The sequence below is a fragment of the Paenarthrobacter sp. E2MeOHC11 genome, from assembly GCF_058744955.1.
Window position 1 is genome coordinate 108,734 of sequence record NZ_CP196673.1, and the last position, 22,032, is coordinate 130,765.

The 22,032-nt window shown below is 62.5% G+C and carries 24 protein-coding genes, 7 tRNA genes and 1 riboswitch; of the genes, 16 read left to right on the forward strand and 15 right to left on the reverse strand.

Annotated elements, in window-relative coordinates:
• Positions 1 to 85: 85 nt before the first annotated feature.
• The 13 genes from ribH to ACSSVG_RS00565 form a co-directional block, all read right to left on the reverse strand.
• Positions 86 to 571: a 6,7-dimethyl-8-ribityllumazine synthase gene (ribH, locus tag ACSSVG_RS00505; RefSeq protein WP_231338929.1), complete on the reverse strand. Its 486-nt coding sequence runs from the start codon at positions 569 to 571 to the stop codon at positions 86 to 88.
• Between the two features lie 17 nt (positions 572 to 588).
• Positions 589 to 1,293: a GTP cyclohydrolase II gene (gene ribA / locus ACSSVG_RS00510; protein WP_492416739.1), complete on the reverse strand. Its 705-nt coding sequence runs from the start codon at positions 1,291 to 1,293 to the stop codon at positions 589 to 591.
• Positions 1,290 to 1,985 carry a 3,4-dihydroxy-2-butanone-4-phosphate synthase gene (gene ribB, locus ACSSVG_RS00515; RefSeq protein ID WP_253467731.1) on the reverse strand — a complete coding sequence of 232 codons (696 nt, stop codon included), beginning with the start codon at positions 1,983 to 1,985 and terminating at the stop codon, positions 1,290 to 1,292. The genes ribA and ribB overlap by 4 nt, the downstream gene beginning before the upstream one ends.
• Positions 1,982 to 2,611: a riboflavin synthase gene (locus ACSSVG_RS00520; RefSeq protein WP_492416742.1), complete on the reverse strand. Its 630-nt coding sequence runs from the start codon at positions 2,609 to 2,611 to the stop codon at positions 1,982 to 1,984. Before ACSSVG_RS00520 ends, ribB begins: the two co-directional genes overlap by 4 nt.
• A complete protein-coding gene (gene ribD, locus ACSSVG_RS00525; RefSeq protein WP_492416744.1) occupies positions 2,611 to 3,762 on the reverse strand; it encodes a bifunctional diaminohydroxyphosphoribosylaminopyrimidine deaminase/5-amino-6-(5-phosphoribosylamino)uracil reductase RibD in 1,152 nt (383 codons plus the stop codon). Before ribD ends, ACSSVG_RS00520 begins: the two co-directional genes overlap by 1 nt.
• Positions 3,759 to 4,463 carry a nicotinamide riboside transporter PnuC gene (gene pnuC, locus ACSSVG_RS00530; protein ID WP_492416746.1) on the reverse strand — a complete coding sequence of 235 codons (705 nt, stop codon included), beginning with the start codon at positions 4,461 to 4,463 and terminating at the stop codon, positions 3,759 to 3,761. The genes ribD and pnuC overlap by 4 nt, the downstream gene beginning before the upstream one ends.
• An 89-nt stretch (positions 4,464 to 4,552) precedes the next feature.
• Positions 4,553 to 4,708: riboswitch (FMN riboswitch) on the reverse strand.
• Positions 4,709 to 4,785: 77 nt separating this feature from the next.
• Positions 4,786 to 5,460: a ribulose-phosphate 3-epimerase gene (rpe, locus tag ACSSVG_RS00535; protein WP_492416748.1), complete on the reverse strand. Its 675-nt coding sequence runs from the start codon at positions 5,458 to 5,460 to the stop codon at positions 4,786 to 4,788.
• Positions 5,461 to 5,506: 46 nt separating this feature from the next.
• A complete protein-coding gene (locus tag ACSSVG_RS00540) occupies positions 5,507 to 7,054 on the reverse strand; it encodes an RsmB/NOP family class I SAM-dependent RNA methyltransferase (protein ID WP_492416750.1) in 1,548 nt (515 codons plus the stop codon).
• Positions 7,051 to 7,971 (reverse strand): methionyl-tRNA formyltransferase, encoded by a 921-nt coding sequence (fmt, locus tag ACSSVG_RS00545; protein WP_492416752.1) that lies wholly within the window; start codon positions 7,969 to 7,971, stop codon positions 7,051 to 7,053. The genes ACSSVG_RS00540 and fmt overlap by 4 nt, the downstream gene beginning before the upstream one ends.
• Positions 7,968 to 8,540 (reverse strand): peptide deformylase, encoded by a 573-nt coding sequence (def, locus tag ACSSVG_RS00550; RefSeq protein ID WP_231338938.1) that lies wholly within the window; start codon positions 8,538 to 8,540, stop codon positions 7,968 to 7,970. Before def ends, fmt begins: the two co-directional genes overlap by 4 nt.
• 70 nt (positions 8,541 to 8,610) lie before the next feature.
• Positions 8,611 to 9,495 carry a cytochrome gene (locus ACSSVG_RS00555; protein WP_492416754.1) on the reverse strand — a complete coding sequence of 295 codons (885 nt, stop codon included), beginning with the start codon at positions 9,493 to 9,495 and terminating at the stop codon, positions 8,611 to 8,613.
• Between the two features lie 12 nt (positions 9,496 to 9,507).
• Positions 9,508 to 9,675 (reverse strand): hypothetical protein, encoded by a 168-nt coding sequence (locus ACSSVG_RS00560; protein ID WP_492416755.1) that lies wholly within the window; start codon positions 9,673 to 9,675, stop codon positions 9,508 to 9,510.
• Positions 9,676 to 9,798: 123 nt separating this feature from the next.
• Positions 9,799 to 9,873 (reverse strand) — tRNA-Val (locus ACSSVG_RS00565).
• Positions 9,874 to 10,122: 249 nt separating this feature from the next.
• Here ACSSVG_RS00565 and ACSSVG_RS00570 point away from each other — a divergent pair.
• The 9 genes from ACSSVG_RS00570 (at position 10,123) to ACSSVG_RS00610 (ending at position 14,105) form a co-directional block, all read left to right on the forward strand.
• Positions 10,123 to 10,195, forward strand: a tRNA-Gly gene (locus ACSSVG_RS00570).
• A gap of 46 nt (positions 10,196 to 10,241) precedes the next feature.
• A tRNA-Cys gene (locus tag ACSSVG_RS00575) sits at positions 10,242 to 10,312 on the forward strand.
• Between the two features lie 39 nt (positions 10,313 to 10,351).
• Positions 10,352 to 10,426: transfer RNA gene (locus tag ACSSVG_RS00580), tRNA-Val, on the forward strand.
• 57 nt (positions 10,427 to 10,483) lie between these two features.
• Positions 10,484 to 10,556: transfer RNA gene (locus tag ACSSVG_RS00585), tRNA-Gly, on the forward strand.
• 34 nt (positions 10,557 to 10,590) lie between these two features.
• Positions 10,591 to 10,665: transfer RNA gene (locus ACSSVG_RS00590), tRNA-Val, on the forward strand.
• Between the two features lie 57 nt (positions 10,666 to 10,722).
• A tRNA-Gly gene (locus tag ACSSVG_RS00595) sits at positions 10,723 to 10,798 on the forward strand.
• Positions 10,799 to 10,976: 178 nt separating this feature from the next.
• The gene (locus tag ACSSVG_RS00600) at positions 10,977 to 12,431 is read left to right on the forward strand and encodes an amino acid permease (RefSeq protein ID WP_231338941.1); all 1,455 of its coding nucleotides are present in this window, start codon (positions 10,977 to 10,979) and stop codon (positions 12,429 to 12,431) included.
• Positions 12,432 to 12,526: 95 nt separating this feature from the next.
• Complete coding sequence (locus ACSSVG_RS00605) at positions 12,527 to 12,760, forward strand: antitoxin (RefSeq protein ID WP_231338942.1); 234 nt, start codon at positions 12,527 to 12,529, stop codon at positions 12,758 to 12,760.
• Positions 12,761 to 12,887: 127 nt separating this feature from the next.
• Positions 12,888 to 14,105: a benzoate/H(+) symporter BenE family transporter gene (locus ACSSVG_RS00610; RefSeq protein WP_492416758.1), complete on the forward strand. Its 1,218-nt coding sequence runs from the start codon at positions 12,888 to 12,890 to the stop codon at positions 14,103 to 14,105.
• 1 nt (position 14,106) lies between these two features.
• On the opposite strand, the gene zapE is transcribed toward ACSSVG_RS00610, so the two are convergent.
• The gene (gene zapE / locus ACSSVG_RS00615; protein WP_492416760.1) at positions 14,107 to 15,147 is read right to left on the reverse strand and encodes a cell division protein ZapE; all 1,041 of its coding nucleotides are present in this window, start codon (positions 15,145 to 15,147) and stop codon (positions 14,107 to 14,109) included.
• Positions 15,148 to 15,356: 209 nt separating this feature from the next.
• Between zapE and ACSSVG_RS00620 the strand changes: the two genes are divergently transcribed.
• From ACSSVG_RS00620 to ybaK, 3 genes are all read left to right on the forward strand, one after another.
• Positions 15,357 to 16,283 carry a sulfurtransferase gene (locus ACSSVG_RS00620; protein ID WP_231338945.1) on the forward strand — a complete coding sequence of 309 codons (927 nt, stop codon included), beginning with the start codon at positions 15,357 to 15,359 and terminating at the stop codon, positions 16,281 to 16,283.
• Between the two features lie 72 nt (positions 16,284 to 16,355).
• Positions 16,356 to 16,814: a SufE family protein gene (locus tag ACSSVG_RS00625; protein WP_231338946.1), complete on the forward strand. Its 459-nt coding sequence runs from the start codon at positions 16,356 to 16,358 to the stop codon at positions 16,812 to 16,814.
• A 35-nt stretch (positions 16,815 to 16,849) separates the two neighbouring features.
• A complete protein-coding gene (ybaK, locus tag ACSSVG_RS00630; RefSeq protein WP_492416763.1) occupies positions 16,850 to 17,356 on the forward strand; it encodes a Cys-tRNA(Pro) deacylase in 507 nt (168 codons plus the stop codon).
• Positions 17,357 to 17,370: 14 nt separating this feature from the next.
• Here ybaK and ACSSVG_RS00635 read toward each other — a convergent pair whose 3' ends face one another.
• On the reverse strand, positions 17,371 to 18,657 hold the full coding sequence (locus ACSSVG_RS00635; protein WP_231338948.1) for an alpha/beta hydrolase family protein: 1,287 nt from the start codon (positions 18,655 to 18,657) through the stop codon (positions 17,371 to 17,373).
• 120 nt (positions 18,658 to 18,777) lie between these two features.
• Between ACSSVG_RS00635 and ACSSVG_RS00640 the strand changes: the two genes are divergently transcribed.
• The 4 genes from ACSSVG_RS00640 (at position 18,778) to ACSSVG_RS00655 (ending at position 22,022) form a co-directional block, all read left to right on the forward strand.
• Positions 18,778 to 19,269: a hypothetical protein gene (locus ACSSVG_RS00640; protein WP_492416765.1), complete on the forward strand. Its 492-nt coding sequence runs from the start codon at positions 18,778 to 18,780 to the stop codon at positions 19,267 to 19,269.
• A 14-nt stretch (positions 19,270 to 19,283) separates the two neighbouring features.
• A complete protein-coding gene (gene msrB / locus ACSSVG_RS00645; protein ID WP_231338994.1) occupies positions 19,284 to 19,724 on the forward strand; it encodes a peptide-methionine (R)-S-oxide reductase MsrB in 441 nt (146 codons plus the stop codon).
• 202 nt (positions 19,725 to 19,926) lie between these two features.
• Entirely contained in the window at positions 19,927 to 21,294 is a 1,368-nt protein-coding gene (locus ACSSVG_RS00650; RefSeq protein WP_492416767.1) for a DUF6421 family protein, read from the forward strand.
• Complete coding sequence (locus ACSSVG_RS00655) at positions 21,294 to 22,022, forward strand: SDR family NAD(P)-dependent oxidoreductase (protein ID WP_492416768.1); 729 nt, start codon at positions 21,294 to 21,296, stop codon at positions 22,020 to 22,022. Before ACSSVG_RS00650 ends, ACSSVG_RS00655 begins: the two co-directional genes overlap by 1 nt.
• Positions 22,023 to 22,032: the final 10 nt, after the last annotated feature.

Genomic DNA, 22,032 nt, shown 5'->3' on the forward strand with positions numbered 1-22,032 from the left:
CAACGCTTGTTGGGGCGTTGCATGACGAAGGGGATGTGAGTGAAGACACACTCACATCCCCTTCGTCGTCTGCGGGCAAAGGGCGTTAGCTGAACTGCTTCAGCGTCACTGCCGTGGCCAGGGCGGCAGTAACCGCTTCGTGGCCCTTGTCTTCCTGTGAGCCGGGAAGGCCGGCCCGGTCCAGGCCCTGCTGTTCGGTATCGCAGGTGAGGACGCCGAAGCCCACCGGCACGCCGGTGTTGACGCTGACGTCGGTGAGTCCCGACGTCGCAGCCTGGCAAACGTAGTCGAAGTGCGGCGTCCCGCCGCGGATGACCACGCCGAGTGCCACGACGGCGTCGAAGTGCGGTGCGAGCCTGGCTGCGGCAACGGGAAGCTCAAAGCTGCCCGGAACTCGCAGGAGCGTAGGCTCGGCGATGCCGGCTTCCTTGGCGGCACGAAGCGCACCGTCCACCAGGCCGTCCATGATCTGCGTGTGCCAGCTTGCCGCCACAATGGCGAGCTTGAGCTGCGAGGTTTCCTCAGGGTTGAGGGTAGTGAGGTCGATGCTGGGCGCGCCGTGTCCGCTCATATTTGCTGTGGGTCCGTTCAGTCTTGAATGTTGTCAAAGGTGTGGTTTGAAGGCGTCTTGCCATTGCTGACGGGCTCGACATCGAGCGTCAGCCGGTGGTCCATCCGGTCCTTCTTGGTCTGCAGGTAGCGCAGGTTCTGTTCGCGTGATGGCACCTCGGTGGGCACCATTTCCACTACTGTTACTCCGGCCTTGTCCAGGCGGTGCTGCTTGTCGGGGTTGTTGCTCAGCAAGCGGACCTCGTGCAGCCCCATTTCAGCCAGGATCTGTCCGGCCGCAGTGTAGGAGCGCGCATCGACAGGCAGGCCCAACTGTTCGTTGGCCTCAACGGTGTCGAAGCCGGCTTCCTGTAAGGCATAGGCCTTGATCTTGTTGGCCAGCCCGATCCCGCGGCCCTCCTGTCCACGCAGGTAGAGCAACGTTCCACCTTCCGCATGGATGAGTTCCAACGCAAAGGCGAGCTGCTCTCCGCAATCGCAGCGGTACGAACCGAACACATCGCCGGTGAGGCACTCGGAGTGCAGCCTGACCAGCGGGGCACGGCCGTCCTTGGGCGGATTGGGCGAGCTCACGGCGAGGTGTTCAACGCCCGTAACATGGTCCGTCCACGCCTGTGCCACAAAGTCGCCGAAAGCCGTGGGCAACTGCACGATCGGCCCACCACTGACGGGGTGGGGCGCGGGGCCCGTGTGGTCACTGCTGCGTGTGGTCGATGCGGTCATCGCTTCTCCTCGTCTCCCCGTGAAACATGTGCCGCCTGGGACTCTACCGCCTCCACATACGACACCAGGTCCTCAATGGAGATGAGGGGGCATCCGTGGTCGGCGGCGAAGTCGCGCAAACTGTCCAAGCGCATCATTTCACCATCGTCATGTACCAACTCTGCGATCACACCCACCGGAGCGAGCCCGGCAAGTCGGCACAAGTCCACGGCAGCCTCCGTGTGACCTGGTCGTTCACGCACTCCCCCGTTAACCGCGCGCAACGGGAAAATATGCCCGGGACGGGTAATCGATGCCGGAGAACTGCTCGGATCTGCCAGGATCCGGGCCGTCAGGGCCCGGTCCGTGGCCGAGATGCCCGTGCTGACCCCAATCGCCGCGTCGCAGGAAACGGTGTACGCAGTTCCCTTGGCGTCTTCGTTGATCTCCACCATGGGAGGAAGAACCAGTGCATCCGCGCGTTCGCCATCCAGGGGTACGCAGATGACGCCGGATGAGTACCGGATGGTCCATCCCATGAGGGCCGGCGTGGCGTGCTCGGCGGCGAAGATGATGTCGCCTTCGTTCTCGCGGTCCTCGTTGTCCACCACGATCACCGCCTGGCCCGCGGCGATTGCCGCGATGGCTGCTTCGACGGGATCCAGCCCGGTTCGGGCCGAGCCCGTAGGCGATGTCTTGGCGGGGGCGCTCATCGTGTGCTCCCTTGCTGCGGCGCGAAGGACAAAAGGCGTTCGGTGTACTTGGCCAGAACATCAACTTCGAGGTTGACGCGGCCACCTACGGGCTTGGCTCCCAGGCCGGTTTCTTCCAACGTGGTGGGGATCAGTCCCACCTCAAACCACGGAGCCGTTTCGGCCGCCGCACTGACGGCTGTGACCGTCAACGAGACACCGTCGACGGCGATCGAACCCTTCTCGGCGATGTATCGTGCCAGCGGGGCCGGCACACCGAAGCGCAGGCGGTCCCAGTTGCCCAAGGACTCGCGCTCCAGCAGCTCACCCACGCCGTCGACGTGCCCTTGCACCACATGGCCGTCCAGGCGCCCGCCCGCAGGAACACAGCGTTCGAGGTTCACGGTGTCCCCTGGGGCCAGTCCGCCGATGGTTGTTCGGACCAAGGTCTCCCCCATCACATCGACGCTGAAGTCCTGACCCTCGATCTGCGTAGCTGTCAGGCACACCCCGTTGACGGCGATGGATCCACCCAAAGCCAGGCCATCGGTCGTCGTGGGCGCTTTCAACCTCAGTGTGGCGCTGACGTCGCCGTCATGCTCAATGCCCAGCACGGTGCCCTGCTCAGCGACTATTCCCGTAAACATCAGTGTCCTCCTGTGACATATTCCGCAGCTTCACTGCGTGAAACCACATTCTTCTGCGGAATCGAATTCTTGATCGTGGTGGCGGCGCCCCGTGGGGACCGCAGGTGCAGCCTAAGGTCGTTGCCCAGCGTCCGGACCGCTCCGCCCCCGGCTTCGTCCCAGGACCAATGCTGCGCGTCGGCCAGCGTAGTGATCCCAAGGTCGTTCAGTGCCGGGGTACCGGAGCCCAGCAGCGTCGGAGCCAGGTAGACAATCAGTTCATCCACCAGGTCGGCGGCAAGAAAGGTACTCAATATGGACGAGCCCCCTTCCACCATGACGTGCCGGATTCCTTGATCGAACAGCGTCCCCAAAGCCTCTGCCGGATCCCGGGTTGGCAAGTGCACGAAACGCCCGTCGGTTCCGCGGACAGCGGCATCATCCGGGACGTCACGCAACCCCATCACAGCGCGGATTGGCTGCCGGCTGGAAAGTTCACCGTCCGCCGTCCTGGCCGTGAGCCGCGGGTTGTCGATCAGGACCGTCCCGGTTCCCACCAGAATGGCGTCGATGAGTTCCCTCAGCCCGTGGTTGTCGGCGAGCGACTCCGGGCTGGAAATCCACTGGCTGGTGCCATCCGCGGCAGCGATACGGCTGTCCAGTGTCTGGGCGATATGCAAGGTGACAAACGGACGCTTGGCGGCAACGGCGTCAAACCATTCGCGGTTGAGGTCCAGGGCCCTCCCGAGGGCCAGGCCGGACCGCACCTCAACACCAGCCGCACGGAGCGTCCGCGCACCGCCCGCGGCGGGGTCGTGCGGATCGTCGACGGCGTAAATCACCTTCGCGATTCCAGCGGCAATGATCGCTTGTGCGCAGGGTCCGGTACGCCCCTCGTGGTTACAGGGCTCGAGCGTGACAACCATGGTGGTCCCGGTGATGTCCGTTCCCTGCCGGCGGGCTACGGAAATCGCGTCGGCCTCGGCGTGGGCCGTGCCTGCGCCCCGGTGGAACCCCGTTGCCAGTTGTTCGCCGTCGGGGCTGAGGATCACTGCACCAACCAACGGATTGGCCCCGCGCGGTCCTGCAAGGGCTGCGGTCAGCGCGGCATCCATGGCCGTACTTTCCGCCGGAGTGTAAGCCGGAGTGTAAAGAGTCGAGTCGGTGGTCATTGGGCAGCTCCCGTGGAAACTGCAACGGCCGGGCTGCCGCCATCACGGCTTTCCCGCTCGCGCTTTTCGGCCCGCCACCAAACGAAGAAGCCAGTGAGGGTGAAGAAACCGTAGAAGAGATACATCACCGCGCTGGCGTAGTAGCCTGCGCTGAACAGCAGAGGTACACCCACGATGTCCACGGCCACCCAGATCAGCCAAAACTCTGTCCAGCCGCGGGCCATCCCGTACGTTGCCAGCAGGGATCCCATGAAGGTCCAGGCATCGGCCCAGACCGGCGGGTAGGAGCCCAGGGCGTCAAACAAGGGCGTCAGTGCCGCTGTGCCCGCCACCATGGCACCAATCAGAGCGATGCGGACCTTGTTGCTGGCCCAGCCGGGCACAATGGCGCGCCCTTGTGTGCTCGATTGCCGGCCTTGCTGCCACCGATACCAGCCGTAAACGGCGACGGCGATGAACATCACCTGCCGTGCTGCTTGCCCCCACAGGGTAGCCGGCGCTGCTGCACCAAAGACGTTGCCCAGGAGGACCGTAAGCAGGAGGATGTTGCCGACTATGCCGATCGGCCAAGCCCAGACTTTGCGGCGCATACCGCCGAGGGCGCTGAGGAGCCCAAAGATGTTTCCAAGCACTTCGCGTAAGACAAGAGCAGATCCTCCAACGGGGATCTGTGCTTCGAAGAGCCATCGCAGAAAGTCCATGCCGTTCCTTCCCAGTAAGCCGCGATGACTCCGGGGGTGTACGACAGCGCAATGCCGGACGTCGCTAAAGGAACGCCCACGGCATGACTGTACGTGCTTCTCCCATCCAGACTTTAACTGTCGGTACCGGAATTTCACCAGTTCAACCGTCTGCCATCGAAGATCCAATCACTTGGAATCCGATGGCTCGCGGGTCGCGGACTATAACCGCCGGTTCGGACTTACACCGACCCCGGAGCACGTATGTGTGTTGTTATTCTGCCACAACTACCAAGATGGCCGGGCTATTCCCGGCCATCTTCGTAACATGTGGTGACGATCGTCAGGCGAACGTCGCCGTCACAGCCTGACCCGCCGCACGGAGCCGCTCGATCGCCGCTGCGGGGTCCTGGTGCCCGTAGACCGCCGAGCCTGCCACGAACACATTGGCACCGGCTTCGGCTGCCCTGATGATCGTCTCCTCAGTGATGCCCCCGTCCACTTGGATGGCCACGCCAATGCCGGAACCTTCGATTGCCGCCCGCGCACGTCGGATCTTGGGCAGGGTGATGTCCAGGAAGGACTGTCCACCGAATCCGGGCTCCACCGTCATGATCAACAGCATGTCCAACTCGCTGAGCATGTCCAGGTAGGGCTCAACCGGTGTAGCCGGACGAAGGGCCATTCCCGCTTTGGATCCCCGCGCACGCAGTTCGCGTGCCAGCTTGACGGGGGCCATGGCGGCTTCCGCGTGGAATGTCACTGACGCCACGCCTGCATCCGCGTAGGCAGGTGCCCAGCGGTCGGCGTCGGAAATCATCAAATGCGCGTCCAATGGAACCGGACTGACTGCTTGAATCCTCTGAACCACCGGCAGGCCGAGCGTCAGGTTGGGCACAAAGTGGTTGTCCATGACATCAACGTGGACGGCGTCGGCATTGCTGATCCGTTGAAGTTCCGCCTCAAGGTTGACGAAATCCGCAGACAGGATGCTCGGGTTGATACAGCACTGAGACAAGGCAGCCCCTTCGGGTCGGTGGGAATGGCAAGCCGGGTTCCGGCACTTACGGCTTCTTACGGATGATGGCCATGAACATGGCATCGGTCTGGTGGACGTGCGGCCACAACTGGGCTGTTTGTTCGTGACCGGCGCCCAAGTTCCCGGTGAGGCTGACATCGTCAAGCGCCTGACCGGCGTCGAGCAGTTCCAGGTCCTCACGTTTGGACATGACGTCGCTGACAACCGCGGTGGTCTCGGCCGGGTGCGGCGAGCATGTCACGTAAGCAACCACGCCGCCGGGCTTCACGGCATCAATTGCAGACTTCAGGAGATCACGCTGCAACGGGCCGAGGTCACCAATGTCCTTGGGTGAGCGTCGCCACCGCGATTCGGGTCGCCTGCGCAACGCTCCCAGCCCACTGCAGGGAACATCAACCAGCACGCGGTCGAAAGCTTCTGCCTGTTCCGAACCCACGTCGCGTCCATCACCGGTCCGTACCGACCAGGTGTCCTCCGGAACAGCTGAAAGGGCCTGCTGTACGAGCTTCGCCCTGTGTGGCGCGGGCTCATTGGCCAACAAGGTAGCGCCGTCCCGGTGCGCCAGGGCAGCCAGAAGAGCGGCCTTGCCTCCCGGACCGGCGCACAAGTCCAGCCAGCGTTCGCTTCCGGAAGGGGCACCAAGGTCCACGCCGGCCAAAGCACGGGCAACCAGCTGGGATCCGACATCCTGGACACGGGTGGTTCCGCGACGGACCGTCTCCAGGCGACCGAGGTCTCCACCGGCGGACAATGCCGAATCTTCCACCAGTTCCCCTGCCGTGGCCCCATTTTCGAAAGCCTCGTCCAGGCTTCCCAAGCCCGGCAGCGCCACAAGATTGACCACCGGCGCAGCGTTGTCCGCCTCCAGCAGGTCATCAATCTCCGACTTCGGACGGCCATGGTTGACCAGTGACTGGCGCAGTGCGCGCACGATCCATTCGGGGTGGGCATGCCGGAGCGAGGCGATCCGGGTCTCATCGTTTTCATTGGCCAGCAGGATGTCCAGCCACTCGCCCATGCTGTGGGCAGTGACCTTGCGAAGGACTGCATTGATCAAGGCCGACGGACCTGCGCCGATGACGGCTCGTGCCAGGCCAACAGTCTGGTCCAACGCCGCATGCGCAGGAACTCGCATTGAAAGCAACTGATGGGCGCCAATCCGGAGGGCATCCAGGATTGCCGGATCCAACTGATCAAGGGGGCGGTCCACACAGCGGGCAAGAATGGCGTCATAGGTGCCTTGACCGCGCAAGGCGCCATAGCTCAGCTCTGTGGCGAAGCCGGCGTCCCGGCGATCCAAGCGGTGTTCGCGGATGCGGGCTGGAAGCACGAGGTTGGCGTAGGCATCCTCGGAAGCAACGGCACGGAGGACTTCGAAGGCCACAAGGCGGGCCGGATCAGCGCGGCGCGTCCGTTGGGAGGGCGCGTTGTTGGTGAAGCCCCGCTGGGGTCCCCTGTTCCGCTCCCTGCCCTGGGCATTGCGTTTGCTCTCGCCGCGTGGTCCGCGATTTCCTTGCCCGCCGCCATCCCGGCTCCCGCTGTTGTTGGGGCCTCGGCGGCCGGACTCGCTCATTCGAATACCACTCTCTCGGGTGCTGCCAAGCCGCGGGCCCAATCAGCCGACGACATCATTTTCTTGCCTGCCGGCTGGATCCGGCCCAACGCTAGTGCATGGGAACCGGTTCCCACCAGGACGGATTTGCCATCCGCACGGATGGACCCAGGCGCCAGGTCCTTGACTTCGGGCCTCAACTCGACAGATTCCAGCTTGACTCTCTGGCCGTCCAAGGTGGTCCATGCCCCGGGCTCGGGAGTAACCCCGCGTGCCCGGCGGTTCAAGGCCAGTGCGGGCTGTTGCCAGTCCAGACGCCCGTCGTCGAGCGTCAGCTTGGGAGCCAAGGACACGTCCCCGATTTGAGGCTGAGGTGACGCTTGACCGGCGTCGATCGCGGAGAGGGTCTGGCTGAGCAGTACTGCACCGCTGATGGAGAGCCGCTCCAGCAGCTCACCGGCAGTATCCTCGGGACCAACTGTCTCAGTAAGAGTCCCGAACACAGGCCCGGTGTCAAGGCCTTCTTCGAGCTGGAATGTCACGGCGCCGGTGACATCGTCTCCAGCGATGATGGATCGCTGGACCGGCGCTGCGCCGCGCCACGCAGGGAGGAGGGAGAAGTGCAGATTGACCCAGCCGTGCTTTGGGACACCCAAGGCAGCTTTGGGAACGATGCCTCCATAGGCAACAATGGCGGCGACGTCGGGAGTGAACTCCGCGATTCTGGCCGTGGTACCGGCATCGACCTTTGCAGCACGAATGACCTCGATACCCAGTTCCATCGCCCGTGCAGCCACAGGCGATGGAGTCAGGATGCGTTTCCGCCCAACAGGTGCGTCCGGGCGCGTCAGGACAGCAACGACGTCGAAACCGGCTTTGACCAAAGCATCCAACGAAGGGACAGCGACGGCGGGAGTTCCGGCGAAGAGGACCCTCACTCCGGCGCTCCGAAGCTGCCGCCACCGAAGCTTGATCCCACGGTGTTGGCACGCTTGGACGTGGTCTGCTCGGTAATGGCGTGGTAATTGGCGTTCCGGATGGCACGGAGAGCTGCCTTGCGGTCTTCCCCTTCCAACCTGTCCGTGTACAAAATGCCGTCAAGGTGGTCCGTCTCGTGCTGGAAACACCGGGCAAGCATGCCCTCGGCTTCCACCGAGACCGGGTTGCCGTTGATATCAACACCGGTGGCCCTGGTTGTCCGGAAACGACGGACCGGGAAGCCCAGGCCGGGGATCGAGAGGCAACCCTCTACTTCGTCCGGCTGGAAGTCATCGCTGTTCTCCAGGACCGGGTTGATGATGTGGCCTTCCACTCCCCCAATGCGGTAGGTAAAAACGCGCTGGCTGACACCGATCTGAGGAGCGGCGAGTCCTGCACCCTCTACGTCTTCCATGGTTTCGGTCATGTCAGCTACCAGCTTGGCGAGCTCCGGACCGAAATCGGTGACGGGGTCCGCTACGGTGCGCAACACCGGATCCCCGATGATTCGGATACTCAAAATTGCCATGTGCTGTCAGTCCTCACTATCGTCAAACCCGGCTCCGGGTGTTGCGGAGCCTAAGCCAGTTTAGTTGAGGTCATTCGCCGCTGCCGTTGTTTGCCGCCCCGGCCCCAACCGATGCAAACACAGGTGGAGCAATGGGCAACAGTGCTTGTCCCGCTGCAGAGACGTCTGCCGACATTTCCCAGACGCGCCGAAGGGCGCAGAATTTCCACCAGTGGTGCTTGAGGATTTCCGGGTTGGCCCGCATCGGCCTGACTTCGGTCTCTCCGATGGCTACAGCGAGCAGCATGGGATTGTCGCCGTATTTCCATGGCTCCCATTCCCCGGCAACGGGATCAACCAGGCTCTCCTCAGCCTTCATTCCAGCGGCAAGCTGCATGACCACTTTGTCATCCAGCGCCTTGACCGTTCCGTCCCGGGTAGTGCCTTTGGTCTTGTAGTCGATCAGGCAGATACGTCCGTTGATCCGGGCCACAAGGTCAAGTGTCCCGGCGTAGCCCACAGTCTTGTTCCACACGGTGATCTCGGGGGCCAACGGCTCCACCCGGTACAGCTCCCACCATTCATCAAAACGGGCGGCAAACGCCTCCTCACCATGGGCTGCGAGGTCGTCCCGGCATTCCTGCATGCGGTGCGGGCGCCCCAGAGCACGCAAGGCAACCTGCTCGCAGTAGGTGTGCACGCGGTCGCCGCGTGCTGCCGCTGCATCCCGGTACACCTCCGCCGCTTTGGCGGCTTTGTTGATGGCCTGGCGGGTCTTGGCTGGACTCCCCAGGATCGCGGGAAGCTCCGGATCCGCAGCGAGACTGCTCGCACCCATGTAACTGAACCAGCCATCCAATGAGTGCGCCTGTTGTCCGATTACCGTGGTGATCGAGGGCACCGAAAATTGCTCCGTGGTGGAGCGGGCATACATCCGGCCGTAGTCAGTAGCGTGGGCAAGCAGTGGAGCAGTCATGTAAAGACTGTGTCATACAGGGCCGACAGAATTCTCCGGCGGGAAGACCATTGCGAGCTGCTCCGGGGGCAGCCGGGCGAGCTTTCCAGCGAGGATAGGGGCAGTCAAGGCAAGATCCTCGAACAGCAGGGCGGGTTCCGCGGCAGCCGGGGCCAATTCTGGTTCTTTTTGTTCGCGCATGTTGATGGGTATCGCGTCCACCAGGTTCGTGACGCAGAAACGCACAATCCCCAGACAAACAAGGCGCAAGCAAAAAGAAACCCCGTTCGGACCGAAACAATCAGTCCAAACGGGGCTTCCCGGTGGTGGGCGATACTGGGTTCGAACCAGTGACCTCTTCGGTGTGAACGAAGCGCGCTACCACTGCGCCAATCGCCCGGGTGCATAGAAAACACTAACGGACCATCGCTGGAATGCAAAACCCATCTGAGCGCTGCATTTGCAGTCGAACTACAACCATGGAATTACAGCCATGAAACTCCGTGCGTTTCCCGGAAAATCAAGGATCCAGGGGCCATCGCGCACCAATGCAAGCTACCGATTTGGAGATTGCAGGAACCTCCTATAGAGTTTTTACTCGTCGGAAAGCGACGGAAAGCCTGCAGGGCTGCCCGCCGAAACGACACTGCGGACGTAGCTCAGCTGGTAGAGCACCACCTTGCCAAGGTGGATGTCGCGAGTTCGAATCTCGTCGTCCGCTCGCAAGGCACTGTCAAAGCAGGAATTCCCCGGAATTCGGCTTACACGGTGGGTTGGCCGAGAGGCGAGGCAGCGGCCTGCAAAGCCGTATACACGGGTTCGAATCCCGTACCCACCTCGGTGAAAACCATGTCTTCCAGCAGTTGGCTGGATGCATGGGCGATTGGCGCAGCGGTAGCGCGCTTCCCTGACACGGAAGAGGTCACTGGTTCGATCCCAGTATCGCCCACCAGAACAAGGCAACTTGTTTGTTGTTGACGTCCAGGCATCAGCCCGGAAGACAACATGTGCGGACGTAGCTCAGCTGGTAGAGCACCACCTTGCCAAGGTGGATGTCGCGAGTTCGAATCTCGTCGTCCGCTCTCCTTTTTGAAGGACATTGAAGGACCCGGTAACGGGCGATTGGCGCAGCGGTAGCGCGCTTCCCTGACACGGAAGAGGTCACTGGTTCGATCCCAGTATCGCCCACCAGAACAAGGCAACTTGTTTGTTGTTGACGGCCAGGCATCAGCCCGGAAGACAACATGTGCGGACGTAGCTCAGCTGGTAGAGCACCACCTTGCCAAGGTGGATGTCGCGAGTTCGAATCTCGTCGTCCGCTCCAGAAAAGAAAAGCAGCTCCCCGGAGCTGCTTTTTTTGTGCCCAATTTTGGCTTATCGCCGACTCATTACGTGAAGTAACTGATACCCCTCAGAAGAATTCGCTTTATCTAATGTGATTCGGCTCGCATAATGTACTGCGAGCTCATCACCGTTCCAGGCCAACTGGCAGGAGTACCCCCATGAATCAACAGACGACTTCCAAGTCCGTCCTGAGACGCAAGCCGATCGACGACATTGAGGAAGAAAACAAGCACAGCGGACTATTCAAGAGTCTTGGCCTCTGGCAACTGACGGCCATCGGCGTCGGCGGAATTATCGGCGTCGGGATTTTCTCCCTTGCCGGACTTGTAGCCCATGGCAGCGAGGGAACTCCGGGCGTTGGCCCTGCCGTGCTGTTTTCCTTCCTGATCGCCGGCCTGGCGTCCGGCGCAGCCGCGCTTTCCTACGCCGAATTCGCTGGGATGATCCCCCGTGCCGGCTCGGCTTACACCTACGGCTATGTGGCCCTTGGCGAGATCATTGGCTGGTTCATCGGTTGGGACCTCCTGCTGGAATACATCGCGATCGTGGCAGTGGTGGCCATCGGCATCTCCGGCTACTTTGACGCGTTCCTCTCCGGCATCGGAATCCACATGCCAACCTGGATGACGTCCACTGCCGACGAGGGCAAGGGCGGCATCATCAACCTCCCCGCGATCCTCGTCTGCCTCTTGGTAACGTGGATCCTGAGCCGTGGAACCAAGGCGTTCGGCCGGTTCGAACTTGTCGCGGTAGCCATCAAGGTCATCCTGATCCTCTTCATCATCGGCCTTGGCATTTTCTACGTGAACGCTGAGAACTACAACCCGTTCATGCCCAGTGGCTTCGGTCCGGTCATTGCCGGCGCCGCGACCGTCTTCTTCGCAGTCTTCGGTTATGACGCCATGAGTACAGCGGCGGAAGAGGCAAAGGACGGCAAGAAGCACATGCCCAAGGCCATCATCCTGTCCTTGATCATTGCCATGCTGTTGTACGTCGCTGCCACGCTGGTCCTCACGGGGATGCAGAACTACAAGGACATCAATCCCACCGCAGGCTTCGCATCGGCGTTCCAAGGGGTCGGACTCCCGGTCATTGCCACCATCATCTCGGTCTTCGCTGTCCTGTCCATCCTGACCGTCATGCTCACGTTCCTGTTGGGCGTCACCCGCGTGTGGTTCTCCATGAGCCGCGACGGCCTGCTGCCAGGCTGGTTCGCCAAAACGGACCGGCACGGCACGCCACAGCGCGTCACATGGATCGCCGGCGTCGCCTCGGCGTTCCTTGCCGGCGTCTTCCCCATCAAGGAAGTGGCCGACCTGACCAACATCGGTATCCTGGCCGCTTTCGTGGTGGTTTGTGTTTCCGTGATTGTCTTCCGCTACACCAAGCCCAACGCTCCGCGTACCTTCCGCCTGCCGCTCATGCCGGTGGTTCCCGCCTTCGGCGTCCTTGCTTCGGCATTCCTCATGTTCCAACTGCACTGGGAAACCTGGTTGCGTTTCGGAGTGTGGCTGGTCATCGGGCTGGTGATCTACTTCGCCTACGGCCGAAGGCACTCGCTGATGAACCCGGATAGTCCCCGCCATAAGGTGTCCAGTACGCCGTCGGCATAGTTTGACCACAGCACCGCCCCGAACCCTTGGCACCCATACCATCTGGTGTTAGGGTCGGACGCGGAGGAGCGAACTGGCTCCGCGATGGAAGGGAGGTGCCCGTGGGTTTAATTGACGACCTGAAGGGTAAGGCTCAGGGTCTCATTCAAGGCAACGAAGAAGCCATCAAGAATGGCATCGAAAAGGCCGGGGATTTTGTGGACGAGAAGACGGGCGGCAAGTACGCCGGTCACGTCGACAAGGTCCAGAATGCCGCTTCCGACTTCGTGGCCAAGAATGACGGAGAGCCTCAGCAGGCTCCCGTCGCGGATGAGCCGAAGCAGCCATAGCTGCCTGAGCCGCCGTACCAGATACGTCAAGGGGGCACCGGTCCCGCCGAGAGGCGCCACCGGTGCCCTTGGCGTTTAACGGCCAAATCTTACGGTCGCCTTTGGCCGGTCAGGTACTTTGGTCTCTATGCCTTCAGTCTCCCCGTCAACCACGCAACCCCGGACCAACCGGGAGCCACTGGGCCCACCGATCACTGCCGGCATCGTCACGGCGCTTGTCGGTTTCACCTCGTCATTCGCTGTTGTCCTTGCGGGTTTGCAGTCTGTCGGGGCCAATCAGTCCCAGGCATCCAGCGGCTTGCTGGTTCTGACCCTTACTTTTGGCCTGGGCATTCTCTGGCTGTCCTGGCGATCCCGGATGCCGGTGACGCTCGCATGGTCCACGCCTGGCGCGGCGCTGCTCGCCTCTGCTGGAATGGTCGACGGCGGTTGGCCGGCCGCCGTTGGTGCCTTTTTGATCGTCGGGGTACTGATCGTCCTCACAGGTTTGCTTCCCGTCCTGGGCCGGCTCATGGCTAAAATCCCCACGGCATTGGCGCAAGCCATGCTCGCCGGAGTCTTACTCCCCCTGTGCCTGGCGCCTTTCAAGTCGTTGGGCTCGGCGCCGCTCTTCATTGCTCCAGTGGTCCTGTGCTGGGTTGTCCTGATGAAATTCGCACCGCGGTGGTCGGTCCCGGCGTCGTTGCTGGTTGCCCTTGCCGTCATCGGAATCCACATCGCTTCCAATGGTGTCCAGGTACCCGTGGACAGTCTCCTGCCCAGGCTGGAATGGACCACCCCTGCTTTTTCCCTGGAGGCTGCTGTGGGGCTGGCGTTGCCTTTGTTCATCGTCACGATGGCGTCGCAGAACATTCCCGGTGTCGCGGTGCTGAAGTCATTTGGGTACGCCACGCCATGGCGTTCATCCATGCTGGTCACTGGAGCTGGAACCATGGTCGGTGCACCCTTCGGAGGCCATGCCATCAACCTGGCTGCTCTCAGCGCGGCACTGGCCGCGGGTGAGGAGGCGGGCAAAGACCATGGCAGGCGCTGGATCGCCGCGTTCGTCTCCGGCTTCGCCTATCTGGTCCTCGCAGCCGCATCCGCAGCACTGGTTACCTTGGTGGCTGCTGCCCCGCCAGGACTTCTTGAGGCCGTGGCCGGTCTCGCACTCCTGGGGACCTTGGCCGCGTCAATATCCTCCGCCCTGGCCGTCACCGAGGAACGCATTCCGGCGTGCATCACTTTCCTGCTGGCAGCATCGGGCCTCAGCTTCGCCGGTGTGGGCGCTGCTTTCTGGGCTCTGGCTGGAGGTATCCTGGTCCGCTGGATGCTGAAGAGCAGGGAGCCTCTTCAGAAGGCCTGAATCAGGCAGGCTCGTGGTTTTGGGCCTCACGGGCAAGTGCGGTCAGCCTGGAAACAGCGCGGAAGTACTTCTTCGTGTAGCCGCCGGTCATCATTTCTTCGGTAAAGAGCTTATCGAAGGGGACGCCGCTGGCAAGGATGGGAACATCTTTGTCGTACAGCCGGTCGGCCAGCACCACAAAGCGCAGGGCGACCGCCTGTTCGGTAATGGTTTCGACGTCACTCCACACCACTGCCTCCACACCCGAGATGAGCTGCCGGTAACGGCTGGGGTGGACGGCGGCCAGGTGGTTGACGAGGGTGCGGAAGTCGTCCACGGCCACAGTCTTGCCGTCGAATTCGGCTTTCATGCGGTGCTTGAGTTCTTCTGTCTTGAGCGGCGCAGGAGCAGCCGGCAAGCCGCGATGGCGGAAGTCCTCGCCGTCGATCCTGACGACGTCGAATTGGTCGGCGAGGACCTGGATCTCACGCTGGAAGTCGACGGCGGCAAAGCGCCCTTCGCCCAGCGAACCGGGCAGGGTGTTGGACGTGGCAGCGAGCTTGACGCCGGCGTCGGCCAGTTCACGCATGAGGCGGGACATCAGCACGGTGTCCCCTGGATCGTCGAGTTCGAATTCGTCGATGCAGACCAGCTTGTAGCTGCTGAGGGCTTCAACAGTCTTTCGGAAGGAGAGTGCCCCCACGAGGTTGGTGTATTCCACGAAGGTACCGAAGGCCTTCGGACCCGGAGACCTGTGCCACAGAGACGCCAAGAGGTGGGTCTTACCGACACCGAAGCCACCGTCCAGGTAGATTCCCGCCCTGGTGGCCGGCGCCTTTTTGGCGAACAGTTTCTTGAAGAGCCCGCTGCCTTCGTCGGAGCCCACACCATCTGCAAAGGCCGAGAGGAGCTTTACAGCGTTTGCTTGACTCGGTTGCGACGGGTCGGGCCGGTAGCTGTCGAACGACACCTCTCCGAATCGCGGAGAGGGGTAGAAACCCTTGAGGAGTTCCTCCACGGAGACTGCCGGCGTGCGGGCAGCCAGTTGTTCGATCTGTACCACGGTGGTCCGTTCCTTCGGTATTAGGTCCCCAGCAAGAATACCGGCTTCGGAGCGCTCGGAACGGACACGTGACCAAGCCCATGTTTCACCGTATGACCACAGGGAAGCATTCCTGGCGACCCGTGGTTAGTGTTGGGAGCACGCCGGGCTGGCGCTTGCACCATCCTCCCCGGCCTGGCTCCGTCCGTTGTCAGTGAAAGGCCATCACCATGTCCTACCCCGTTGAACAGAACGAAAAGTTCGCGTCGTACGCGAACCCTGAACGCCTTGTCTCCACCGAATGGCTCGCCGCAGCACTTGCAGACGGCGCTATTGCCGACGGCAAGCTGGTTGTCGTGGAGTCCGATGAAGACGTCCTCCTGTACGAGACCGGCCACATCCCGGGCGCCGTCAAGATCGACTGGCACACCGACCTGAATGACGAAGTCACCCGTGACTACGTGGATGGTGCCGCATTCGCCGCCCTCGCCGCGTCCAAGGGCATCTCCCGTGACAGCACCGTGGTCATCTACGGCGACAAGTCCAACTGGTGGGCCGCCTACGCCCTCTGGGTTTTCACCCTTTTCGGCCACCAGGATGTCCGTCTCCTGGACGGCGGCCGGGACAAGTGGATCGCTGAAGGCCGCGAGCTGACCACCGAAGCTTCTCAGCCCGCCGTCGGCGAATACCCGGAGGTAGAGCGCAATGACGCTCCCATCCGCGCGTTCAAGGAAGACGTCCTGGCGCACCTGGGCAACCCCCTGATCGATGTCCGCTCCCCCGAGGAATACACCGGCCAGCGCACCCACATGCCGGCCTACCCCGAGGAAGGCGCCCTCCGTGGCGGCCACATCCCCACGGCCGCATCGATTCCGTGGGCCCGCGCCGCTGCGGAAGACGGCACCTACCGCAGCCGTGAAGAACTCGAAGCCCTGTACCTCGGCGAGGCCGGGCTCAAGGCGGGCGACGACGTGGTGGCGTACTGCCGCATCGGCGAACGTTCAAGCCACACGTGGTTCGCCCTGAAATACCTCCTCGGCTTCGATACCGTACGCAACTACGACGGCTCCTGGACGGAGTGGGGCAACGCGGTTCGGGTTCCCATCGTCAAGGGCGCCGACCGGGGTGCTGTCCCTGCCGCTTTCGCAAGCAACTAGCAAAGCAGCGGGGGCCCGTAGTGTTGCGGCACACAAAGTGCATTCGCCGCTGTAGTGCGTAAGCTGGAAGAGATGAGTACGTACACTTTGCCCGCCGCATTGGCGGAGATCGTCGATGACTTCCAGGCACTGACGGAGCCTGACCGCCTGCAGCTTCTGCTTGAGTTCTCCAGGGGCCTGCCGGAGCTTCCTGAGCGTTTGAAGGACCACCCCGAGCTGCTGGAGCAGGTCGTGGAATGCCAGTCGCCTTTGTTCCTCACCATCGAATCCGAGAAGAATCCAGACGGTGCCCGTAAGTACCGGCTCTTCTTCAAGGCTCCGCAGGAGGCGCCGACCACCCGTGGCTTCGCAGGTGTCCTGCACGAGGGCCTGGACGGACTGACAGCCGAAGAAATCCTGGCTGTTCCGGACGACATGCCCGAACTGCTGGGCCTGACCCGGGCCATCACCCCCCTGCGCATGCGGGGAATGACCGCCATGCTCGGCCGTATCAAGCGCAAGGTTGCAGCCGCGGGCCGGCTGGAACACTGAACCGGCTGGAACACTGAAAGGCACGCCCACACGGTATGGCCAAGAAGATGGCTTCACAGGGAACGCCGGCCACTGCAGCGCTTGCTGCGGCCGGCGTTCCCTTTGTGCTGCACCCCTATGCCCATGATCCGGCGGCTGCCAGTTACGGCCTGGAAGCCGCCGAAGTCCTGGGCGTCGAGACCGCGCGGGTATTCAAGACGCTGATGGTGGAAGTTGAAGGCCGGCTGGCGGTGGCCATTGTCCCAGTGTCCGGCAACCTCGACCTCAAGTCCGTGGCCGCCGCCCTGGGGGCAAAGAAAGCTGCCATGGCAGATCCCAAAGCCGCTGAACGTCGCTCCGGCTATGTGCTTGGCGGCATATCGCCGCTGGGACAGCGCCAGTCCTCTCCAACGGTTCTGGACGAATCAGCGCTGACCTTTGCCACCATCCTGGTATCCGGCGGACGCCGGGGGCTGGACATCGAACTTGCTCCGAGGGACCTTATCAAGCTGACCAAGGCCGCCGTTGCACCCATCGGTACCTCTCCGACGGCGAAGGGCTGAAGCCAGGCACGGCCCTATCCGACAGGTCCTGACACAGCTGCTGGGCCCGCACTGCCGCCCTGTCCCGGATTGCTCCTCGGAGCCAACTGGCGTTGCAGCCAGGCGTGAACCACGCGCTGCCACCGTTCCGGATCGACGTTCCATTCCTTGGTGTGCCGGGCGCCGTTGAACGGCTCAAAGGTGACCATTTCCGGGTTCTTTTCAGCGAGGCTTGCAGATGGCCCGAAGGGAACGTAATCGTCATCTACGCTGTGGATCAACAGCGTAGGAGTGCGCAGCTCAATGGCGCGGGCTTCCCAGTCCATCGCCTTCAAGTCGACGGGCGCCGCGAGGCCGGTGAGCCTGCGCCCCAGCGGGTGTCCCAGCATCAGCTGTCCATAGCGCCCCACAGTGTAGGGAATCCTGTTCATTTCGGCGTGGTGCGCCATGACGTTGACCCAGTTGATAACAGGGGCGTCCAGCACAAGGGCGCGGATCAGGTGCCTGTATTTGGAGAGATCGGCCGTCTGCAGGCTGATGGCCCCGCCCATGGACCACCCAAAAAGGACGATCTCCCGTGCCCCATGCTCCAGCGCGTATTCGATCGCAGCCTCAACATCGCGCCATTCAGTGGATCCCAGTCCATAGCGACCGTCGAGTGCCGACGGAGCCAATCCGTCGTTGCGGTAGGAGATCAGCAGGCTGTCCAAGCCCAGGTCGTGCGCGGTACGTACTGCCCGGAGCCCTTCGAGCCGGGTGGCGCCTCGGCCGTGGACCATGATTGCCCACACAGGGGCGGGCGCCGAAGCGTCGGCGCGGATCAGCCACGCCGGTGCCTTCCCGCCGTCGACCTCGATGTCCACGTCTTCAGCCGCAAGGCCGATCGCGGCCGGGTCCGGGTAGGTAGCACCGCTCCACCACCCGCGGCGGGCCTCCTGCAGGTTGCCGCTGTAGACTTCCTCGACCTCTCGAAGGACCGTCTGTTCCGCAGGAGAATACGACACGATCCGGCCAATCCTGGCGTGGCCCTGGCCGCCAGAGAAAAAGAGGCTGAACACGCCGTCGATGGTCGTATCAGGGGTGGCGGCGAGGATGACCTGCAGCCCTTGGTCACTTCGGATGACTGCCAGGACTTCCTGGTCCTCGTGGCGGGCGGCCGGGGTGATGACCCGGCGGGCAAAGTAGACTGCGAGCGCCGAGGACCCGGCTCCCACCAGTCCGGCGAGGGTGCCACCCGCGATGAAGCCGGCAATGGCCCATTTGGTGCGGAGGGACAGTGTGTTCTCTGCAGCGTCGCTCGCTGACCGGTTAGTCGATGCCATGGTTCCATTGTTGCCGTTCCTGACGCCGCCCGGTGCACTTACGGACCGCGCGGCGCAGCGGCCCGCGGATTCGGGACCAAAAGCCTGCGGACACCGGTTCCCCGGGACTACGCTGTAGCCATGAGTGATCCCATAGTCATCCTGACTGAAGAGCCCCTTGGCCCCGACGACCGCGTTAACATCGCCAAACTTGTGGATGGTGGCGACGCACCCCTTGTTGTCCTGGTGCCTTCCAATACCGAGCGACACCTCTTGGTGGACTTCCTGGAGAATCTTTCTTTGCTTGAAATTGCCAAGGCGTTCCGCGAACTCACTGCGCAGTCGCCGGACCCCGAGGCCGAGCGTGCAGAAGCTTCCGAGACGTTGGCGGCTTCGCTGTCGGCCTTGGCCGGCTTGGGTGGCGGCGTCACGGGAGAGGTTTTCGACGGCGGTGCCGTGGCCGGCTTGGTTGCGAAGGTTCGGGCGCTCGATGCTGCCCAGGCTGTCGTGGTGACGCGTCCCCATGCCATCGCCGATACTTTCCACACCGACTGGGCCAACAAGGCGCAGGATCAACTGGGCCTTCCTGTCCTGCACCTGTACGCGGGTTCGGGATTTATCGGCGACTCGTGAGCGTTGCAGAAGGCATGAACACTCCTGAGAACACCAGCAAGACACCTTCTGCTCCTGTGGAGAAGAGCGATGCCCAGTGGCGCGAGGAGTTGACCCCGGAAGAATACCGGGTCCTGCGGCAGGCGGGCACCGAGAGGCCATACACCGGCGAATACTGGGACACCCACACTGAAGGTGTGTATCAGTGCCGTGCGTGTGGCAGCCAGTTGTTCACGAGCAGGGAGAAATTTGATTCCCATTGTGGCTGGCCTTCCTTCTGGGCGCCGTTGGCTGAAGGCACCGTCCGGTACCTTCATGACCGCACTATGGGGATGGATCGTGTTGAAGTCCGCTGCGCCAACTGTGATTCCCATCTAGGGCATGTGTTCGAGGGCGAGGGCTACGGCACCCCTACGGACCAGCGATTCTGCATCAACTCCGTTTCACTCCGACTGGTCAACCCCGAAGAGAGTTAGCACTTCCGGACGGATCGCCCAGATGCGGTCCGTCCGGGAGCATCTCCAGCGGTAAAACAGGTGCGGCGCTGGATCTCGAACCACGTAGAAACCTCATTTGAACGAGAGTTTCTTATGCTCAAGCCATTCTTGGATTAGCGATGCTTTTTGCTTGCTACGCTCGGCCCAGAAGAAATCACCAACTTGGAAAGGGCCGAGCTCCATGACAATCACCGCCACCTCCAGCCTCCCGCGTGTCACCGCCGACAACGCCGAGTGGGCTTCGCTTAAGGCTGCGGCCACGGCCCTGCAGGCATACCAGGAGCAGGACGGCTCCATCGCCGATTCCGGCGCCCACGGCGAGGCAGCCAGCCTCGTTGCGACAATCACAGATGCCATCACCGCATTGGCCCCGCTCTTCCCCCACGACGCCCGGTATCTGGAACTGCTGGTGGAAGACTTTGGCCACTGGGCACAGGGGGGGTTCGGAGTCCCGGACTTCCTGGATTCACTGCAGGCATTCCAGCCCCAGGAACAGCGCATCGACGGCCTCCAACACTTGGTGGTCTTTCCGATGTACACACAGAATGGCAGCAACAACAGGCTGGTTGAAGCCGTGCTGATCGAAGTCATCTGGCCGGAGTTCATCGGCGGCCTGGAGGCCGGCGAGTACTCCAACAAGCTCTTCGTCCCCATCCGTTTTGTCGATTTCACCCCCGGATACAACACCAACTCTGCGGTGTTGTTCCCGGAGACCGTCGCCGTCCGTGAGACCCCCACTTTCACGTGGGGAGCCATCTTCGCCGACCGCGAGGCCGCCCGTTTCAGGCGAGTCCTGAAGGCAGCCGCAGCAACGACGTCCCTTCAACTTCCCATGGACGCAGCCCAGCTGATCGAGGACCAGGAACTTACCCAGCGCACGTTCGTCATGTGGGACCTCATCCACGACCGCACGCACATGCGGGGCGACCTTCCCTTCGATCCCTTCATGATCAAGCAGCGGATGCCCTTCTTCCTGTACTCACTGGAGGAACTGCGCTGTGACCTGACGGCGTTCCGTGAATCCGTCCGCATTGAAAAGGACGAAGAAGCGGATCCCGATGCCCGAAAGCACGCCAAGCTCGTCCAGTACGCAGTGATCTTCGACCGGATTTTCCGTTTCGCCATCACAGGCAACCGGGTCCGCAACTACGACGGCCTCGGCGGCCAACTCCTGTTTGCGTGGATGCACCAGCACCATGTGCTTCACTGGACGGACAGCAAGCTCTCCATCGACTGGGACGAAGCCGCATCGGTTGTGGTGGAACTCGGCGCCAAAATCGAAGAGCTCTACTGGCGCTCCATCGACCGCCCCAAGGCCGCCCACTGGTTGGCTGCCTACGAGCTTATTTCAAGTACGGTAACTCCCCACCCTGCATCGGTTTGGGCCAAGGGGCCAGAGGCCCTGCCCTTGGACGGCCCGCCCCGTGGACTGACCGACCAAGTCCTCGACGACGAATTCCCGCTGTCCATGTTCTACGAAGCACTGGAGAAGAAGATGCGCCCCATCATCGAGTCCACCACCGGCATCACCGGCGCGACAGTAGCCTGATGAGCACACTGACCATCCTTGTGACCGGCGGTAGCAGCGCGTCCGGCATCGCTGCGGCGCGCGCATTGGGGGCAGCCGGTCACAAGGTGTTTACCGTGGGTTCGGACGAGCTTCGCATCACGGCGGCGGCTGTGGAAGCCGGCAACGGAGTGACGCCACTGGTGTGCGATCTCGCTGACCTTGGGTCCGTGCGTGAACTGGCGGACGAGCTTGGCGGCCGAGGGGTTCAAGGCATCGACGGCATCGTCCATCTGGTAGGTGGGTGGCGCGGCGCCAAGGGCATCGAGGACCAGTCTGATGAAGACTGGGACTCCATGGAACGGAGCGCGGTCACTACCCTGCGGAACGTCTCCCGGGTTTTCTACAGCCAGCTTGAAGCATCTCCCTACGGCCGGCTGGCCATGGTGTCCTCAACCACTGCATCCGCTCCTACGGCCGCGGCCGCAAGCTATGCGGCGGCAAAGGCTGCTGCTGAAGCGTGGACGCTGGCGGTGGCCGACGGTTTCCGGCGGACGCAGTCGGCCGGCACGATCGCTCCCAGCGTGCAGCACAGCGCCGCAGTTATTTTTGTGGTCAAAGCCCTCGTGGATCCAGCACTGCGGGAAGCCCACCCCGAAAGGCGATTCCCCGGTTACACAGATGTCGAAGAACTCGCGGCTGCCGCCGTCGGGCTGTTCGAAGAACCGGCAGAACATTTGAATGGCCAGCGCATCCTGCTGGCCAAATAGACTTGAAAGC

Coding starts and splice junctions, on each gene's coding strand:
- ribH (WP_231338929.1), bottom strand. CDS start 571: ATGAGCGGACACGGCGCGCCCAGCATCGACCTCACTACCCTCAACCCT.
- ribA (WP_492416739.1), bottom strand. CDS start 1,293: ATGACCGCATCGACCACACGCAGCAGTGACCACACGGGCCCCGCGCCC.
- ribB (WP_253467731.1), bottom strand. CDS start 1,985: ATGAGCGCCCCCGCCAAGACATCGCCTACGGGCTCGGCCCGAACCGGG.
- ACSSVG_RS00520 (WP_492416742.1), bottom strand. CDS start 2,611: ATGTTTACGGGAATAGTCGCTGAGCAGGGCACCGTGCTGGGCATTGAG.
- ribD (WP_492416744.1), bottom strand. CDS start 3,762: ATGACCACCGACTCGACTCTTTACACTCCGGCTTACACTCCGGCGGAA.
- pnuC (WP_492416746.1), bottom strand. CDS start 4,463: ATGGACTTTCTGCGATGGCTCTTCGAAGCACAGATCCCCGTTGGAGGA.
- ACSSVG_RS00540 (WP_492416750.1), bottom strand. CDS start 7,054: ATGAGCGAGTCCGGCCGCCGAGGCCCCAACAACAGCGGGAGCCGGGAT.
- def (WP_231338938.1), bottom strand. CDS start 8,540: ATGGCAATTTTGAGTATCCGAATCATCGGGGATCCGGTGTTGCGCACC.
- ACSSVG_RS00555 (WP_492416754.1), bottom strand. CDS start 9,495: ATGACTGCTCCACTGCTTGCCCACGCTACTGACTACGGCCGGATGTAT.
- ACSSVG_RS00560 (WP_492416755.1), bottom strand. CDS start 9,675: ATGCGCGAACAAAAAGAACCAGAATTGGCCCCGGCTGCCGCGGAACCC.
- ACSSVG_RS00600 (WP_231338941.1), top strand. CDS start 10,977: ATGAATCAACAGACGACTTCCAAGTCCGTCCTGAGACGCAAGCCGATC.
- ACSSVG_RS00610 (WP_492416758.1), top strand. CDS start 12,888: ATGCCTTCAGTCTCCCCGTCAACCACGCAACCCCGGACCAACCGGGAG.
- ACSSVG_RS00620 (WP_231338945.1), top strand. CDS start 15,357: ATGTCCTACCCCGTTGAACAGAACGAAAAGTTCGCGTCGTACGCGAAC.
- ACSSVG_RS00625 (WP_231338946.1), top strand. CDS start 16,356: ATGAGTACGTACACTTTGCCCGCCGCATTGGCGGAGATCGTCGATGAC.
- ybaK (WP_492416763.1), top strand. CDS start 16,850: ATGGCCAAGAAGATGGCTTCACAGGGAACGCCGGCCACTGCAGCGCTT.
- ACSSVG_RS00635 (WP_231338948.1), bottom strand. CDS start 18,657: ATGGCATCGACTAACCGGTCAGCGAGCGACGCTGCAGAGAACACACTG.
- ACSSVG_RS00640 (WP_492416765.1), top strand. CDS start 18,778: ATGAGTGATCCCATAGTCATCCTGACTGAAGAGCCCCTTGGCCCCGAC.
- msrB (WP_231338994.1), top strand. CDS start 19,284: ATGAACACTCCTGAGAACACCAGCAAGACACCTTCTGCTCCTGTGGAG.
- ACSSVG_RS00650 (WP_492416767.1), top strand. CDS start 19,927: ATGACAATCACCGCCACCTCCAGCCTCCCGCGTGTCACCGCCGACAAC.
- ACSSVG_RS00655 (WP_492416768.1), top strand. CDS start 21,294: ATGAGCACACTGACCATCCTTGTGACCGGCGGTAGCAGCGCGTCCGGC.